Origin of the sequence: Rhodococcus oxybenzonivorans, from assembly GCF_003130705.1 — a bacterium.
GTDB classification, from domain to species: domain Bacteria; phylum Actinomycetota; class Actinomycetes; order Mycobacteriales; family Mycobacteriaceae; genus Rhodococcus_F; species Rhodococcus_F oxybenzonivorans.
The window spans coordinates 5908406-5924959 of sequence record NZ_CP021354.1 but is presented as its reverse complement, the minus strand read 5'-3'; the positions used below and the strand labels follow the sequence as shown (position 1 = coordinate 5924959).

Genomic DNA, 16554 nt, shown 5'->3' with positions numbered 1-16554 from the left:
ACGCTCGGCGTGGAGGCTGTCAGCGTTGGAGAACGACCGCGGCCTCGGCGGTGAGCGAGGAGAACGTGAACGTCTCTTCGAGGTACAGCGTCACGTCGGTCGCGGTGTGGCTGTCGTAGCCGATGGACAGGTCGGCGCCGAGGGTCAGCTGGTTGTCACCGCCACGGGTGGAGAGCACGTACCCGCCGCGGATCGCCGGGGCCCAGATAATGTCGCCGGTGACCAGGGCGTCGAGGTGGTGGAACACCGGGTGCCCGGCATCGCGGGTCTCGCTGACTGCCGTGTACGTGTCGGCGTCGACTACCACCGAGTACGGTCCCTCGACACCGGCGAGACGCAACGCCGACAATGCCGAGGCCACGGCGTCGGGAACGAGAAGCGGATCTTCGGGCAAGCTCAGGACGGGATTGTCGCTGGACGCGCCGATGCCGCGAATCCCGGCCTGCTCGAACCCGTCGAAGATCGACTGGTCCTCGGCGAACGCGAGGGCCTTCGCGGCGTCCTTGACGGGCTGCCAGTCGGAGTCGAGAGAGCCCCTGGCCACGTCGTCGACCTCCGCGCGACTGAGCGTGAACGGGAAACGCAGTTCGACGAGGGGATGGACCTGGCGCAGTTGTGCCCGAATTCGGCTGTCGGAGGTACTGATCGGGGTGACGCGCCCGACGTTGTGGGCGGAGTAGGAGTAACCGAACGGCCCCGCGACGTCGACGACCCGTCGCCCGGCGACATGGCGCTTGAACGTACGGGCCGCCTCCTCGCTGATCTGCTGCCACGCTGCCTCCGTCACCGGGGCGAGGTTGCGGTGCAGATTGCTCGAATCACTCATTGCGATACTCCTTTGAGACCACCGATGTTCAAGGACAGGTCGTACGGGTCCGGCTCCTCGGCTTCGCCGGTGACATTCGATGGCGTCTCGGCGCTCTCCGGTTCGTCGGCGAGGGACTCGAGGACGTCCCGGCTCGGAACGAAGAACAGCGTGCCTGTGACGGCCGTGGAAAAGTCGAGGATGCGGTCGTAATTGCCGGGCGGTTCGCCGAGGAACATGCGGCGCAGCATCAGTTCGGTGACGCCCGGATCCCTGGCGTAACCGATGAAGTAGGTGCCGAACTCACCGGCCGCCAGGCTGCCGAACGGCATGTTGTCGCGGAGGATCTGGTGTTCGACACCCTCATCGTCGACGATCGTGTTGAGGGCGACGTGGGAGTTGCCGGGCTGTGCGTCCTCGTCGAGCTCGACATTCTCGAGCTTGGTACGCCCGATGACGCGTTCCTGCTCGGTGACGCTGAGCGACGTCCAGGCGCTCATGTCGTGCAGATACTTCTGCACGATCACGTAGCTGCCACCACGGAAATCCGGATCCTCGTCTCCGATGAGGGCGGCCTCGTCGGCGTCGGCGTCCGTGGGGTTTTCGGTGCCGTCGACGAATCCGAGGAGATCGCGGGCGTCGAAATACCGGAAGCCGGACACCTCGTCGACAACGGTGGCAGCGGACCCGAGCGCTGCGACGAGCAAGCGGCCCAGCTCGAAACAGAGGTCGGCGCGGGCAGCCTTGATGTGGAATAAGACGTCGCCAGGAGTGGACGGGGCGCTGTGAACGGGTCCGGACAGGGGGAGGAAGCGGTGCAGCAGAGCCGGTTTGGCGGCGGGGCTCAAACGGTCCCAGAACTCGGACCCGATGCCCACCACACACGACAGCGATCCCGACAGTTCCCGGAAACCCACGGCCTTGAGAAGGCTTTCGAGGTCGGCGACGACGTCGCGGACCGTCAGCGCGTCCTCTCGCGACTCACCCGCCACCACGACGAGGAAGAGCGATGCCGCACTCGGTGGTGTGAGAACGGCTTGCGCAGCCAATCTCGGCACTGGACCCGGCATCACGGCCTCCGATCATCTCGACAACGACGCTGCACCGACCGACGGGTCCCATTCAACACCCTCGGCTGAATCCGTCGACTCGGGACCGCAATCCTTACCGGAACACGATGTCGGTGGGTGCGTCTACCGTCGGCGACATGCCACTCTCTGCGCACGAGCGCGAACAGTTCCTGGCCGAGCCGCACATCGCGGCGCTGTCGGTGTCCGCGGGCGAGCACCGCGGGCCCCTGACAGTCCCGATCTGGTATCAGTACCACCCCGGTGGCGAAGTGTGGGTGCTCACCGGCCCCGGGTCGGAGAAGGCGCGCCTCATCGAGGCGGCCGGGCGATTCACGATGATGGTCGAACGAGTCGAACCCACCGTTCGATACGTCTCCGTCGAGGGCGCGGTGACGCGAACCGCCCCGGGAACGGACGACATGATGCGGGAGATGGCTCAGCGTTATCTCGTGCCGGAGAAGGTCGACGCCTACCTCCACTTCGCCAAGGCTCAGCTCGGCGAGCAGGTTGCGATCTACCTCCGGCCCGAGCACTGGCGATCGGCAGATATGGGATCGAGCTGACTCGCTCCGGTGCCCGGGGAAAACGCCTCAGACCTGCACGGTGTCGAGAAGGGCTTCGGCAACGGCTTCGTTGCCGAAGAGTTGGAGGCTGTCGAGCGGCCGCCGCCGCCACACGGCGAGGAGTAGTTGTTGCGCCGAGCCGCGCAACGCGACGTCGGCTTTCGTGTGTTCGGTCGTGACGGACATGCCGTCGTCGGTGAAGGCCAGCAGCCACTCGGCGTCATCGGTGTCGGTGCCGTGCAGGTGTACGGTGCGGCCGAGCAGGCTTTCGGGCACCTGCCCTGCACCAAGAAATCGCGAGGCTATGGCCTGGATCCACTCGCCGACGCCGTCGGCCGCTGCGGTGGGGTCTGCGGGTTCGGGCAGTGGCCCACCGGCCGTGTGGACGGCATCGGCGGCGTCGAAACGATGGACCGTCGCCTCGTGAGCCTGTCGGCGAACCCACCACCGCAAGGTTGCGGGTCCGACGAAGGTGGTTGCGGGCACATCGAGATCTCGCTGCTCGAACTCGGTCATCATCGACTCGTGAGCTGAACGGTAGGCGTCGAGACACTCCGGTCCCCGTGGCATTTGCCGCGCCGGTCGAGCCTGGTCGAGAGCGGCTCCGGGGCCTGCCTGCATCACGGCGGTCACCCACAGGTGGACTTTGCCGGTGTGCCGGACCACGTGTTCGAGCGTCCAACCCGGGCATGACGGTACCGGCGCGCCAAGAGCGTCGGCCGGCATCGACGCGATGCGCTGCCCTTCGGTGCGCAGAACGTCGAGAAGTAGGGGCGTGCCGGGGTTCGTCATCCGCTCACGGTAATCCATCGTCACAAGGTGTACGGGGCAGTCGACGCCTGGATTTGTTCGAGGAATTCGGGTGGGACGGCAGGCCACTCCGGTTGCCAGTCGCCGGCCAGTTGATCTGCCCGCAGATCCGCGGAGAGGGCGACGACGAGCGGTCCACCGTCGGGGAGAATGCGGCGAAGGCCCCGGACGGCGCAGATGGACGCCACGGAAGCGAGTACTTTCTTGGCCTCGTCTTCGCGGCCCGCCGCGGCAAGGCACGCCACCAGCAGTCGATCGGCCAGGAGCAGCGCCCGTCGGCGTCCGCTGCCCTCCAGCCTGCCGGTCCACTCGTGCGCCCATGTGCAGGCCAGCTCGATGTTCTCCTGGGAACGGGTGGCGAGGAGGAGACGGATGGCGGTGGCTTCTTCTACCTGCGCTGTGATCGAGTTCAGCCCCTGCACCGGTCGGCGACGCTCTGCATAGGTGATCGGTGTGGCTGGCCCGAGTGCGGGATGGGCGGAGATCCCCAATCTGCGCCGTTCGTTCTCCACGCGGGCCTTCAGGCGCGGAAGTCGATGCGCAGTGGCGATTTCGTAGCCTTCGTGCAGCCGGCGGGCGGCTTCATCGCGGTTGTTCCGGAGTGCCTTGATATGGGCCCCTGTGACGTACCGGGCGATCTTGAAGTCCACGCCGCCGCTTTCCGCGCCGAGGCGGTAACCGTCGTCGAGTAACTGCTCCGCCTCGTCGAGTTCGCCCCGCTCGTAGAGGAGCTCGCCGAGAAGGGAACCCGCGAGCCGGCCCGAGGGCGCGTGCACTCCGCCGGCTTTCCGCGCGCCACCCCTCGCCTTGCGGAAGCGCTTCTCGGCCTCGTCGACGTCGAGTTCTTCCTGCGCGCAGATGCCCACGTAGCACTCACCGTGAACCATGTTGTGCGGTCCCTTGTTCCGCTGGTAGTAGGGTTGCGCTCGTTCCTGGAGCCGTCGCGCTGCGGCGAAATCGAATCGATACACTGCGGCGAAGGTGGCGACGTTGGAAGCGGCCGACACCACCCAGGGGTGCAATGATTCCGGCTGGGCGAGGCTCTCGGCGACGAGTTCGTCGATGTCGTCGATCCGGTCGGCGCGCAGCTCCCCGACCCCGCGAACCGCACCGATCTCGGCGTGGAGATCCGCGATGTCCCCCGGGTCGAGTGCGCTGTGTTCAAGGGCACGCTCGGCCAGTTCGAGTGCCCGCCGCGCCGGTTCCATGCGGCTCAACATCATGTCTGCCCAGGCAACGGTGATCTGCAGTCGGGCACTGCGCTGCACCAACCGCGGCGGGAGCTTGCCGACCAGGGAGAGCAGCGTCGCGGTCTGCGAATGCTCGAAGAGCGACAACCCGTCGGCCTCCACCAACTCGACGGCCCGTTGTTCGTCACCGGCCGCCAGAGCATGATCGACAGCCTCCCGGAGCAGTCCGTGGTTGCAGAACCACTCCGACGCTGCCCGATGAAGTTCCCGAAGACGTTCGGGCTGATCGCGTTCGAGCCTCCTACGGAGAAATTCGGCGAAGAGGGTGTGGTAGCGAAACCACGTCCGCTCGTCGTCGATGTGACGAAGGAATAGATCCTGGTCCTCCGCCTCCTCGAGCATGGCCTGCCCCCGCGCCGTGTCCGCGAGGGTGCAGGCGAGGCGTCCACAGATGCGGTCGGTGATCGACGTGGCGAGCAGAAAATCGAGCATCGCCGGTTCGAGGGTGTCGAGGACGTTCTCGGCGAGAAACTCGCCGATCGCATGATGCCGTCCCGACAGCCCGGCGATGAGTTCCCCGGGATCGGACCGGCCCCGCAACGACAACGAGGCCAGCTGCAGCGCCGCCACCCAGCCGTCGGTGGAATCTCGGAGTTCGGTGACGTCGTCGTTCTCGAGGGGCAGACCACCGAGGTCGACGAGGAACTCTCGCGCCTCACCGTTGTCGAAACGGAGTTCGGCATAATCGATTTCAACCAGTTCGTCCTTGACTCTCATCCGGCTCATCGGCAGGCCCGCCCGGGTCCGGCTCACGACGACCACCTGAAGGTGGTGACACCCGTTGTCGAGGAGGAACTCCAGGGCGGCGATCGTCGCCGGATCGGACACCCGTTGCCAGTCGTCGATGATCAGCGCGACGCGCTCACCGCTCGAGTGGATCTGATTGACGAGGGAGGTGAGTACGTACCGCTCGGCCTCGTTGTCGTGCTCCTCGAGAACCTGACCGAGTTCCTCGGCCAAACTCGGCCGCACGTGCCGGATCGCCTCGATGAGGTGCGCGACGAACCAGACCACGTTGTCGTCGTCGTTGTCGACGGTCAGCCATGCGACGGCCACACCGTCCGCGGTCAGGACATCACGCCACTGCACAGCCAGGGTGCTCTTCCCGAAGCCGGTCGGGCCGTGGATGACTGTGAGTAGCCGGCGGCGGCCGGCCCGCAACAGGTCGATGAGGCGTGCACGCTCCACCAGTCGCCGGGTGGGCACCGGCGCCCGGAACCGGGTAGCCGGCGTCGGCGGTGGTGTCGAGGTGTCCCGTCGCCTGCCGGTGGTGGAGCGAGGGGTGTCACCGGTTGTGGTGCCGGCGCCGGACGGTGCGGCATCGGCGGGATGGACGACGACGATGCCTTTGTCGACGGGCATCGCCATCTCGTCGACGGGCAGCCCGTGACGGCGTTCGATGTCGCGGAGTTCGTCTCCGAACGCGGCGGCGGAGGCCGGACGCTCCTCCGGGTTACCGGACATCGCCCGTTGGATCACGTCGCTCACGTCGGCGGGAAAGCCTTCCTGGCGCAGATCGGGCACAGGCTGGGTGGTGATCCGCAGGAACTGGGCGATCACCTCCTCGCCGTGGTGCCGCTCGAACGCGGCATGACCGGTGATGGCGCTGAACAGGGTGGCGCCCAGGCTGTACACGTCGGACGCCGCGGTCGGTGCCCGTCCCGACAGCACTTCGGGGGAGGTGAACGCCGGTGATCCCGTGACTGTGCCGGCCGAGGTCTCGAATGCCCCGGACATCCGTGCGATGCCGAAGTCGGTGAGCTGCGGCTCGCCGTATTCGGTGAGGAGGATGTTGCCGGGTTTCACGTCGCGGTGGAGTATTCCCACCCTGTGGGCGGTCTCCAGGGCGCCGGCGAGTTTGACGCCGATTCGGAGCGCCTCGCTCCACGGCACGGGACCCCTTCTGCGGATCTGCATGTCGAGCGAGTCGTGGGGATGAAATTGCATCACGATGAAGGGTTTGCCGCTGTCCGTAGCGCCGACCTGCATGATGTTGACGATGTGTGGGTGTCCGCTCAATCTGCCCATCGCGCGTTGTTCCCGCAAGAATCGTTCGAGGTTTTCTGCGTCGAGTTCCGCGGTGAGCACCTTCACGGCGACGGTCCGGTCGAGCTGGGGTTGCACGCAGCGGTAGACCACTCCGAATCCGCCGCGGCCGATTTCTACGGCATCCTCGAGCCCGACTGCGGAGAGTTCGGCTGCGAGCGTGGGAGCGGCGCCACGCTGAGTCGCGAGCGGATCAAATTCGGCCATCGTCGGCCTCGACCTGACGTTGTGGCGTCAGCAACCGCGCGGGCATGCAACCACCTCTTTGCTCGTCGTCGAGCATATCGTGGCGCGCAGTGCCGTGCCGCCGCCCCAGCGTGCACATGCCCGCGAACCGTGGACAATCGAACGATGCCACACGTGCGGAGAATCGTGGACCTTTCCCACACGATCGGTCCCGGAATGCCGGTGTATCCCGGCGATCCGGTGCCGATGCTGACGCCGCACCGCACGATCGAACGCGATGGCTACAACGTCTTGGGTGTCCGCTTCGGATCGCAATCCGGCACCCATGTAGATGCGCCCGCCCACATGGACGCAACCGGCGCCACCGTCGACGCCCTGCCGCCGGAGCTGTTCGTCGGCCGCGGCGTGTTGTTCGACGTCCGGGATCTCGGTGCGCGCGAACGTATTACCGTTGATGCGATCCGGGCCGCTGCCGAACGCGTAGGACCCGGCGACATCGCCCTGTTCCATACCGGATGGTCGCGTTATTACGGCAGCGACGCCTATTACATGCACCCCTATCTCGATCCCGATGCCTGCGAACTACTGCTCGATCGGGGGGTGCGGACATTCTGCGTCGACGCACCGAGTGTCGACGAGACGCCCTCCGACGAGCAGGCCGACAACGGATATCCGGTGCACCACCTGATCGCCGCTGCCGGGGGAGTGATCGGCGAGAACCTGTGCCACGTCGACCTCATCGACTTCCCCGACCCCCTCGTGAGCCTGTTGCCGATCTCCATCGAAGGCTCGGACGGCGCCCCCACCCGTGCGGTGGCGCTCGACCTCGGGTACTGAAGTCGACGGCGGGCTCGAACCACATGCACGCGCGGTGACTGTCAGCCTCCGGCGACCGACTGCAGAATCTGTATTTCCTGGCCCGGCGCCACTTCGGTGCTCACGCCGCTCAGTAGGCGAACGTCCTCGCCGTTCACGTAGACGTTGACGTACCGGCGCAGGGCGCCGGTCTCGTCGCGAATGCGCCTGCCGAGCACTGGATACCTTTCGGCGAGAACGTCGAGGACCGCCGCCACTGTTGCCACGGAGTCGAGAGCCACGTCGACGGTGCGTTCACCGCCCACGATCGAGGCGAGGGCGCGCGGAACCCGAACGGACACCGCCCCGGTCACGGCGCGGCCACCACCGCCGCGCGCACACAGAGGACGTCGGGCAGGTGTCCGACCACCTCGGTGAACGTGGCGCCCTCGTCGGCGCTCGCATATACGGCACCGCCGCGCGTACCGAAATACACTCCCACGGGGTCGGCGGTGTCGACGGATGCGGCGTCACGCAGCACCACGTTGTACTCGCGTTCGGGTAAGCCGCGGTCGAGCCGGGTCCAGGTGTTGCCGGCATCCTCGCTGCGGTACACGGCGAGGCGGCCGTCCGGTGGGATCCGTTCGGCGTCGGCCTCGATCGGCACCACCCACACCGTGCCCTCGCGAGACGGATGGGTGAGCATGACGAAACCGAAGTCCGACGGCAACCCGTCGGCAATCGACTTCCACGTGTCGCCGTTGTCGTCGGATCGGTACACGCCGTGATGGTTCTGCGCATACAGCCGATTCTCGGTCACCGCGTCACGGGCGATCTTGTGGACGCATTGCCCGAACTCCGGATTCGGATCCGGCAGGAAGCCCGCCGAGATGCCCGCATTGCGCGGCTGCCAGGTGCGGCCGCCGTCAGTGGTGCGGTAGACGCCACCCGTGCTCATGGCGACGTGCACCGTGTGCGGGTCGCGGGGATGCGGAACCACGGAATGAGCTGCAGCGCCGCCGAACCCGGCACCCCACTGCGACCGGTGCGGGTGGTCCCACAGTGCGCGCTCGAGTTCGAAGTGCTCGCCGCTGTCCAGGGATCGCCACACCGAAATCGGTTCACAGCCCGCCCATACGACACTGGGCCGGTCTGCGCTGTCCGGTTGGAGTTGCCAGATCCGCTCGAGCGCGGCGTCGTCGGTGTCACCGAATCGGATCGCTCCGTGGTCCGGTTCGACCCATGTGGCGCCCAGGTCGTCGGAGTGCGCGACGGTCGGTCCCCAGTGCTCCGACCGGACCCCCACGAGAATGCGGGTGCGGCCCGCGCGGGTGTCGATGCCGATGCTGGGGATTTCGTGCATCAAGAAGTGTGGGCCCGAAAACGACCACGCGGTGCGGTTTCGGCTGGTGGCCAGCCAGAGGCCCTTCTTGGTTCCGATCGCGAGCAAAACTGTGTCGGCTGCGCTCATCGTTACATCGGACCACTCGGTCCGGCGAATGGCAATGGTGCGATCACACCTCGACGGTCAGGTCAGCTGGCGAGGGAATGCGACGCGTGGATCCGGGACCGCAGGTGGGCGAGCGCGCGGTGCTGGGCGACGCGAATGGCCCCGGGCGTGGTGTCGAGCACGCGAGCCGTCTGTTCGGCGGACATCCCGACCACGATGCGCATGAACACGATCTGCTGGTGCCGGACCGGGAGCGTCTGCACCAGTTCGTCCATCTCCCCTCGAAGTTCGGTGCGCAGCACGTGGTGCTCGGGCCCCTCGTCGATATCGACGGTGTGATGCGCAGTGGCCGATCGTGCGGTGGGCACCGACAGGCGATTGGCGCGCCGACGGGCATCGGCCACCTTGTGTGCGGCGATACCGAAGATGAACGACAGCAGGGATTTACCTTCGTCGCGGTAGGTGCGCAGTGCGCTCATCAACGCGAGGGAGACGTCTTGGGTGACGTCGTCGGCCGAGGCGTGCGGGTGTTCCACCGATTCGAGTCGGGACGTGCAGTAGCGATGCACCACCGGGTGGGCGATGCGGAGAATCTCTTCCACGGCCTCCTCGTCCCCGACGGCGGCGAGGGGTGCGAGGCGCTCGAGCTGTGCTCTGACGTCCGTCTCGATCATGGTGTTCTCCCGTTCCGTGTGACTGCTTCCAGCCTCGGCGGAACGGGCGCCCGTCGATAGGCACCGAAGGGTGACGAACACCCACCCCCTCGTGGGCGTCGTGGACTTCATAGCGGGATCTAGGACACGCGCTAGATGTCCGCAGATTCGGTTATCGAGGTTGTTACCTTCGAGGCCATGGACCCCGTCCGTAACCCCTACGCCCCCGGTGCAGGCCAGCGTCCACCGGAGCTCGCGGGCCGAAGCAGACAGCTTGACGCGTTCGACGTGGTGCTCGAGCGGATCGCCCGCGGCCGTCCGGAACGCACTGTGGTGCTCACCGGCCTCCGCGGAGTCGGGAAGACGGTGCTGCTCAATCATCTGCGGTCGGCGGCCATCTCCCGCAGCTGGGGCACCGGCAAGATCGAGGCCCGCCCCGACCAGGACGTGCGCCGACCGCTGTCGTCGGCGCTGCACATGGCAGTGCGCGAGATCGCGGGGGCACACCGCAACCCCGATCGGGTCGAGGAGTTTCTGGGCGTGCTGAAGTCGTTCGCGTTGCGGGCGACGGCGGACAAGGGCATGCGGGAGAGATGGCAACCCGGGATCGACGCCCCGGCCGTGAAGGGTCGGGCGGATTCGGGAGACATCGAGATCGATCTGGTGGAGTTGTTGCTCGACGCCTCCTCGCTGGCGCGAGATGTGGGCGTCGGGATCGCGCTGTTCATCGACGAGATGCAGGACCTCGGTGCCGCGGACGTCTCCGCGATCTGCGGCGCGTGCCACGAACTCAGCCAGGACGCGGCGCCGCTCATCGTGGTCGGTGCCGGTCTCCCGCACCTGCCTGCGGTGTTGTCGGCATCGAAGAGTTACTCGGAGCGCCTCTTCAGTTACCACCGCATCGACCGGCTGGACCGGGCGTCGGCGGATCGCGCGCTGATCGCGCCCGCGGAGCGGGAAGATGTGAAGTTTGCCGACGAAGCCTTGGATGCGTTGTACGCGGCCGCCGACGGTTATCCCTATTTCGTGCAGGCGTACGGGAAGGCCACCTGGGATGTGGCTGCGGCCAGCCCGATCACCGAGGAAGACGTGCGGGTGGCGGCACCGACCGCGGAAGAAGAACTCGCCGTGGGGTTCTTCGGTTCCCGCTACGAGCGCGCGACCCCGGCCGAACGCGAGTACATGCGGGCGATGGCGGATCTCGCCGGCGACGACGGCCCCGTCGCGACAGCAGCGATCGCCGCCGAACTCGGTCGTAAACCGGCCTCGTTGTCACCCGCCCGGGACGGCCTGATCAAGAAGGGCTTGATCTATTCGGCCGAGCGTGGATCCATCGGGTTCACCGTCCCGCATTTCGGCCGGTATCTGCGCGGCCAGAGCGACTGAGAGATCGGTAGTGCAATCTATCGCTTTCTAGGCTCAACGCTAGAGAGTCGAATACGACGCTAGCGGGAGTCGTGGAGTTCAGCCCTGATCGATGTAGTGCTCGAGCTGGTCGCGTTCGCTCTGCAGCTCGCCGATCCGGCTCTTCACCACGTCACCGATGCTGACGATGCCGACGAGCTGCCCCTCCACCACCACGGGCAGATGCCGGATCCGGCGCTCGGTCATGGTCTCGGCGAGGCTGTCCACACTGTCGGTGGGCAGGCAGGTGAACACCGAGGTGCTCATGATGTCCGCGACCCGTGCCTTCAGCACGTCGGGTCCACGCTCGTGAATCTTGCGCACGACGTCGCGCTCGGTCACGATGCCGACCAACGAGCCCTTCTCGAGCACCACCAGCGCGCCGACATTGTGCTGGGCGAGCTCGTCGACCAGGCTGGTCACCGACGTATCGGCGTCGACCGTCGCTACCGCCGTACCCTTGCTCCGCAATACATCCGCGATCCGCATCTGGACACCCCGATCCATCCGCACTCGTACCCGCCGGGTCGATCGCGGGCAACTATCGAGCCTAGGCCAGCGCTACGGCAGCTCTCCGCATGTTTACCTACTCGTGACCGTAGCCTTGCGAACGATCCTGCTCCTCGGGCCACGCCGTTCCTCCGTACATTCGGCGCCGATGACTCGAGTGAGCGGGGCCGCCGCATACGACGCGGCGGGTGTAGACGGGATTCGATCGCTGTGGGAGCGCGTGAGCGCGGTCAGCCCCACCCCGGCGACGTGGATCGTCCAGGTGGTGGCAGTGGTAGCGGTTGTGCTCGTACTCGAGCCCCACGCCTGGCGCATCACGCGCAACGTGGTGACGATCATCCACGAGGGTGCGCACCTCGTGGTCGCGCTGCTCTTCGGCAGACGACTGAAAGGCGTCCGGCTGCACTCGGATACGTCCGGGGTCGCGATCTCGTCGGGCAAGCCCACAGGACTCGGTGTCGTTCTCATGACCTTTGCGGGGTATGTGGGTCCCGCGGTCCTCGGCCTCGGCGCAGCATGGGTGCTCGGTACCCGCCATGCCGTCGCGGTGCTCTGGATCGGGGTGGTGGCACTCGCCGCCATGCTGATCCTGGTTCGGAACCTCTACGGGCTGTTCTCCCTCACCGTCGTCGGAGCCCTCCTGTTCGGGTTGGTCTGGCTCGGCACGGAGCAACAGCAAGTGGCGGCTGCCTACCTGATCACGTCCTTCATGCTGGTGGCGTCGCCGCGGCCGGTCATCGAACTGCAGCGGAGTCGGGCACGGCGGGCCGCCCCCGACTCCGACGCCGATCAGCTGGCGCGGCTCACCCGCGTTCCCGGCATCGTCTGGGTGGGGCTCTTCCTGCTGGTCAACATCGGATGTCTCCTGCTCGGAGGCTGGTGGATTCTCCGTCCGGTCGGGGGGTGATCGCGGGCCCCGCTCGTCATGCGACCTCGTGCTCGCTGCCTGCCGCGACCTTGCGCAGGCCGCGGTAGGCACCTTCCGCCGTCTGTCGCCCCGCCACCACGGCTTCCACCTCGGCGGCGATAGGCATGTCCACGCCGTGGTCACGGGCGAGTTCCATGACGGTCGGTGCGGTCTTGACACCCTCCGCGACCTGGCCGAGTTGGGCGACGGCCTCCTCCACGGTGAGTCCGCGGGCCAGCGCTTCGCCCACCCGGCGGTTACGGGAACTGGGGCTCATGCACGTCGCGATCAGGTCACCGACACCGGTGAGGCCGGCGAAGGTTCGCGGGTTGGCGCCCATCGCCTCGCCGAGCCTCGTCATCTCGGCGAGCCCTCGGGCGAGCACCATGGCCCGCGTGTTGTCGCCGACGTCGAGTCCGTCGGCCATGCCCGACGCGATGGCCACGATGTTCTTGAGCACGCCACCGAGCTCGCACCCGAGCACGTCGGTGTTGCGGTAGACGCGGAAGACTGGGGACGCGAACAGTGGCTGCAGGGCGGTCGCCACTCGAACGTCCTGGGTGGCCACCACGGAAGCCGCGGCAAGTCCGTCGACGATCTCCCGAGCGATGTTCGGCCCCGCGAGGAGCCCGACGGGATGGCCGGGGAGGCATTCCGCGATCACCTCGGTGGGACGCAGCCGAGTGCCGGGCTCGAGTCCCTTGGCCAGCGACAGCACCGGTACCCACGCGCGCACCTCGTTGGCAATCTGCGAGAGGGTGCCGCGGACGGCATGTGAGGGCACCCCGACGACGAGGACATCTGCCTCCTGCGCTGCCTCGACGAGGTCGGCGGTGGCGCGCATCGAATCGGGGAGTACGCGGTCACCGAGGTACCGGGAATTCCGGTGGACGGTGTTGATCTCGTCGGCGGTGTCCGAGCTCCGCGCCCACAACAGGGTCGGTGTGTTCCGCGCCGCCAGTCCGGCCACCGTGGTTCCCCACGAGCCCGCGCCGAGAACGACGACGCGTACCGGCCGGGCCATTATCGATCACTCCTGTATCGATCACTCCTGGGGCGAATAGGGTTCATACCGTCAAGCGTGGCATCGGAAGCCGGCGACCACACCGAAATCGCCAACGGAGCCCCCGGACCGCGACGTACGGTGGCTTCATGAAGTGGTCGAACGCCCTCGGGATTCCGGCCGCCGCGCTGGCCGCCGTGGCTTCGTATGACCTGCTCCAGCGGCGGCACGCTCTGCTGCGCAATTTTCCCGTCCTGGGCCACGGCCGATATCTGCTGGAGTCGCTCGGGCCGGAGCTTCGGCAGTACATCACGACCAATAACGACGAGGAGCGTCCCTTCACCCGCGATCAGCGTCGCTGGGTGTACGCGTCGTCGAAAAAGGAAACCAATACGTTCGGGTTCGGCACGGACAACGACATCGAGTTCACCGACGGCTACACCATCATCAAGCACCGCACGTTTTCCGACATCGCCCCGTCGGCCGTTCCCGGGGGTGGTGACACACTTCAGCTCCCGTCGGCCAAAGTTCTGGGTTCGGCACGCGGCCGGGCCAAGGCCTTTCGTCCACACTCACTCGTCAACATCTCGGCGATGAGTTTCGGCTCGCTGTCGTCGGCGGCGATCACCGCTTTGAATCGCGGTGCCACGGCGGCGGACTGCCTGCAGAACACCGGTGAGGGCGGGCTGTCTCGCTACCACCGGAACGGTGCGGATCTGGTGTTCCAGATCGGTACCGCCTATTTCGGGTGCCGGGACGAGGACGGCCGCTTCGATCTCGATCGACTGGTGTCCCTCGTGCACTCCGCCCCGGTACGGGCCATCGAGATCAAACTCAGCCAGGGTGCGAAGCCGGGGCTCGGTGGCCTGTTGCCCGGTGCGAAGGTCACGGCCGAGATCGCCGAGATCCGCGGCGTCCGGGAAGGCAGCGACTGTGTCAGTCCTTCACGGCACACCGCGTTCCACGACGTCGACAGCATGCTCGACTGGGTGGAACTCGTCGCCGCCGAGACGGGACTGCCGGTGGGCATCAAGTCGGCCGTCGGAGACTCCCGGTTCTGGGAATCGCTGATCGAGGAGATGACCCACTCCGACCGGGGCGTCGACTTCGTGACGATCGACGGCGGCGAGGGTGGCACGGGTGCGGCACCGCTGGTGTTTTCCGACGCGGTCTCGTTGCCGTTCCGCAGTGGATTCGCCCGGGTGTACTCGATGTTCGCCGAGGCAGGACTCACCGACGGCATCACGTTCATCGGCTCCGGCAAACTGGGTTTGCCCGACAACGCTGTGGTGGCGATGGCTCTGGGTTGCGACATGATCAACGTTGCCCGCGAGCCGATGCTCGCGATCGGTTGCATCCAAGCCCAGAAATGTCACACCGATCGATGCCCCACGGGAGTGGCCACCCAGAGCAGTTGGCTGGAACACGGCCTAGACGCCCAGGCGAAGTCGGTGCGGGCCGACAACTACATCCGATCGCTGCGGCGGGACGTGTTCAAGGTGGCCGAGGCGTGCGGAGTTGCACATCCCGGACTGATCACGGCTTCGGATGTGGAGGTCGCGGACGGCAACCGCCGCGCGACTACTCTCGCCGAGCTCTACGGTTACCGGGACGGGTGGGGACTTCCGGGACTCGCCGATCGCGACGAGATCACCCGGCTGATGGCCGAATACGCGGAGGGCCCGGTGGGCGAGACCGGCTCACCCGACGCGCAGACGAAGCCCGGAACCACTGGCACTACCGGCACTACCGGCACTACCGGGGCCGACGGTCACCGCTGATACACGTCGGGGATGCCGTCGCCGTCGTCGTCCCGGCTCTCCGCAAGCGCGATGTTGCGGTAGGCGCCGTTGCGCATTCGCAGGACCGCCGAGGCCAGGACTGCGGCGGCCACCGATCCTGTCAGTACGCCGACCTTGACGTGATCACCCCGCAGGGAGTCCATGCCGAAGGCGAGGTCGCCGATGAGGAGGGAGACGGTGAATCCGATGCCGCCGAGCAGGGCGACGCCGAGAACGTCGAGCCAGGCGAGGCCGGAGTCGAGGGTCGCCCGGGTGAACCGCGACATGAGGTACGTCGTGCCGAAAATCCCGACTGCCTTGCCGATCACCAGGCCGGCGACGATACCGAGTGCGACCGGGTCGCGTAGTGAGGTGCTCAGTCCGGAGAATCCGCCGACGGTGACCCCGGCGGCGAAGAAGGCGAACAACGGCACTGCGAATCCCGCCGAGATGGGCCGAATTCGATGCTCGAAGTGTTCGGCCAGACCGGGCCCGGCATCGGGTCCGCCGGCCTTCTCGCTGCGAAGCACGGGAACGGCGAAGCCGAGGAGGACGCCCGCCACGGTCGCGTGAATGCCCGACTCGTGCACGAGGATCCAGGTAGCCCCGGCGAGGGGCAGCAGGATCCACCAGGAGCGGACGCGTCGTTGCACGGCAACGGTGAACAGTGCCAGCGGGATCAGCGCGAGAAGCAATGGGCCGAACGCGAGCTCGTCGGTGTAGAAGACGGCGATCACGGTCACGGCCAGCAGGTCGTCCACGACTGCGAGGGTGAGCAGGAAGGTGCGCAGGGCTGCCGGAAGATGAGTGCTCACGATGGCGAGGACGGCCACCGCGAACGCGATGTCGGTGGCCGTCGGAATCGCCCAGCCGGCGAGCGCCCCCTCACCGGTGCGGGCGTTGATCAGAACGAAGACCAGCGCGGGGACGGCCATGCCGCCGACGGCGGCGGCGATGGGAAGAGCGGCGCGGCGAGGATCACGCAGGTCTCCGGCCACGAACTCCCGTTTGAGTTCGAGGCCCACGACGAAGAAGAAGATCGCGAGCAACCCGTCGGCGGCCCACGTCCCGAGCGAGAGGTTCAGGTGCAGTGAGGCCGGTCCCACGGTGGTGTCGCGCAGCGCCGTGTACCCGTCGGACCACGGCGAGTTCGCCCAGACCAGAGCGATGACCGAGCCGATCAGGAGCAGCGCTCCGCCCACCGTTTCCTTGCGGAGGATGTCGGAGATCCGTGCGGTCTCCGCCCACGATCCGCGGGCAAACAGCGTCGATCGGTTTTGGGATTCGCTCACGGCACACTCCTGGAAATCGGGTCGACAAT

15 protein-coding genes are annotated in these 16554 nt (G+C 67.0%); 5 read left to right on the top strand and 10 right to left on the bottom strand.

Going from position 1 to position 16554, the window contains the following annotated elements:
- Positions 1 to 19: 19 nt before the first annotated feature.
- Entirely contained in the window at positions 20 to 826 is an 807-nt protein-coding gene (locus tag CBI38_RS27355) for a family 1 encapsulin nanocompartment shell protein (protein ID WP_109333866.1), read from the bottom strand.
- On the bottom strand, positions 823 to 1875 hold the full coding sequence (locus CBI38_RS27350) for a Dyp-type peroxidase (RefSeq protein ID WP_109333864.1): 1053 nt from the start codon (positions 1873 to 1875) through the stop codon (positions 823 to 825). The genes CBI38_RS27355 and CBI38_RS27350 overlap by 4 nt, the downstream gene beginning before the upstream one ends.
- A gap of 137 nt (positions 1876 to 2012) precedes the next feature.
- Here CBI38_RS27350 and CBI38_RS27345 point away from each other — a divergent pair, with 137 nt between their 5' ends.
- Positions 2013 to 2438: a pyridoxamine 5'-phosphate oxidase family protein gene (locus CBI38_RS27345; RefSeq protein WP_109335400.1), complete on the top strand. Its 426-nt coding sequence runs from the start codon at positions 2013 to 2015 to the stop codon at positions 2436 to 2438.
- A 27-nt stretch (positions 2439 to 2465) separates the two neighbouring features.
- On the opposite strand, the gene CBI38_RS27340 is transcribed toward CBI38_RS27345, so the two are convergent.
- Together CBI38_RS27340 and CBI38_RS27335 are read right to left on the bottom strand one after the other, a co-directional pair.
- A complete protein-coding gene (locus tag CBI38_RS27340) occupies positions 2466 to 3230 on the bottom strand; it encodes a maleylpyruvate isomerase family mycothiol-dependent enzyme (protein WP_109335399.1) in 765 nt (254 codons plus the stop codon).
- A gap of 20 nt (positions 3231 to 3250) precedes the next feature.
- Complete coding sequence (locus tag CBI38_RS27335) at positions 3251 to 6751, bottom strand: serine/threonine-protein kinase (RefSeq protein ID WP_109333862.1); 3501 nt, start codon at positions 6749 to 6751, stop codon at positions 3251 to 3253.
- Between the two features lie 144 nt (positions 6752 to 6895).
- Here CBI38_RS27335 and CBI38_RS27330 point away from each other — a divergent pair, with 144 nt between their 5' ends.
- Positions 6896 to 7567, top strand: a complete 672-nt coding sequence (locus CBI38_RS27330) for a cyclase family protein (RefSeq protein ID WP_109333860.1) — start codon at positions 6896 to 6898, stop codon at positions 7565 to 7567.
- 41 nt (positions 7568 to 7608) lie between these two features.
- On the opposite strand, the gene CBI38_RS27325 is transcribed toward CBI38_RS27330, so the two are convergent.
- The 3 genes from CBI38_RS27325 to shbA form a co-directional block, all read right to left on the bottom strand.
- Positions 7609 to 7899, bottom strand: a complete 291-nt coding sequence (locus CBI38_RS27325; RefSeq protein WP_109333858.1) for a ubiquitin-like small modifier protein 1 — start codon at positions 7897 to 7899, stop codon at positions 7609 to 7611.
- A complete protein-coding gene (locus CBI38_RS27320; RefSeq protein WP_109333857.1) occupies positions 7896 to 8996 on the bottom strand; it encodes a WD40/YVTN/BNR-like repeat-containing protein in 1101 nt (366 codons plus the stop codon). The genes CBI38_RS27325 and CBI38_RS27320 overlap by 4 nt, the downstream gene beginning before the upstream one ends.
- A gap of 62 nt (positions 8997 to 9058) precedes the next feature.
- The gene (shbA, locus tag CBI38_RS27315) at positions 9059 to 9649 is read right to left on the bottom strand and encodes an RNA polymerase sigma factor ShbA (protein ID WP_109335398.1); all 591 of its coding nucleotides are present in this window, start codon (positions 9647 to 9649) and stop codon (positions 9059 to 9061) included.
- A 177-nt stretch (positions 9650 to 9826) separates the two neighbouring features.
- Between shbA and CBI38_RS27310 the strand changes: the two genes are divergently transcribed.
- A complete protein-coding gene (locus CBI38_RS27310) occupies positions 9827 to 11014 on the top strand; it encodes an ATP-binding protein (protein WP_109335397.1) in 1188 nt (395 codons plus the stop codon).
- 78 nt (positions 11015 to 11092) lie between these two features.
- Here CBI38_RS27310 and CBI38_RS27305 read toward each other — a convergent pair whose 3' ends face one another.
- The gene (locus tag CBI38_RS27305) at positions 11093 to 11521 is read right to left on the bottom strand and encodes a CBS domain-containing protein (protein WP_109335396.1); all 429 of its coding nucleotides are present in this window, start codon (positions 11519 to 11521) and stop codon (positions 11093 to 11095) included.
- A 241-nt stretch (positions 11522 to 11762) separates the two neighbouring features.
- On the opposite strand from CBI38_RS27305, the gene CBI38_RS27300 reads away from it, so the two are divergent.
- Complete coding sequence (locus CBI38_RS27300; protein WP_109335395.1) at positions 11763 to 12449, top strand: M50 family metallopeptidase; 687 nt, start codon at positions 11763 to 11765, stop codon at positions 12447 to 12449.
- Between the two features lie 16 nt (positions 12450 to 12465).
- Here the strand turns inward: CBI38_RS27300 and CBI38_RS27295 are convergent, their stop codons facing one another.
- Entirely contained in the window at positions 12466 to 13473 is a 1008-nt protein-coding gene (locus CBI38_RS27295; protein ID WP_109333855.1) for an NAD(P)H-dependent glycerol-3-phosphate dehydrogenase, read from the bottom strand.
- Positions 13474 to 13601: 128 nt separating this feature from the next.
- Between CBI38_RS27295 and CBI38_RS27290 the strand changes: the two genes are divergently transcribed.
- Entirely contained in the window at positions 13602 to 15233 is a 1632-nt protein-coding gene (locus CBI38_RS27290; RefSeq protein ID WP_109333854.1) for an FMN-binding glutamate synthase family protein, read from the top strand.
- On the opposite strand, the gene nhaA is transcribed toward CBI38_RS27290, so the two are convergent.
- Positions 15224 to 16525, bottom strand: coding sequence for a Na+/H+ antiporter NhaA (gene nhaA / locus CBI38_RS27285; RefSeq protein ID WP_109333853.1), 1302 nt, complete (start codon positions 16523 to 16525; stop codon positions 15224 to 15226). The two genes, CBI38_RS27290 and nhaA, sit on opposite strands and share 10 nt — an antisense overlap.
- Positions 16526 to 16554 lie beyond the last annotated feature (29 nt).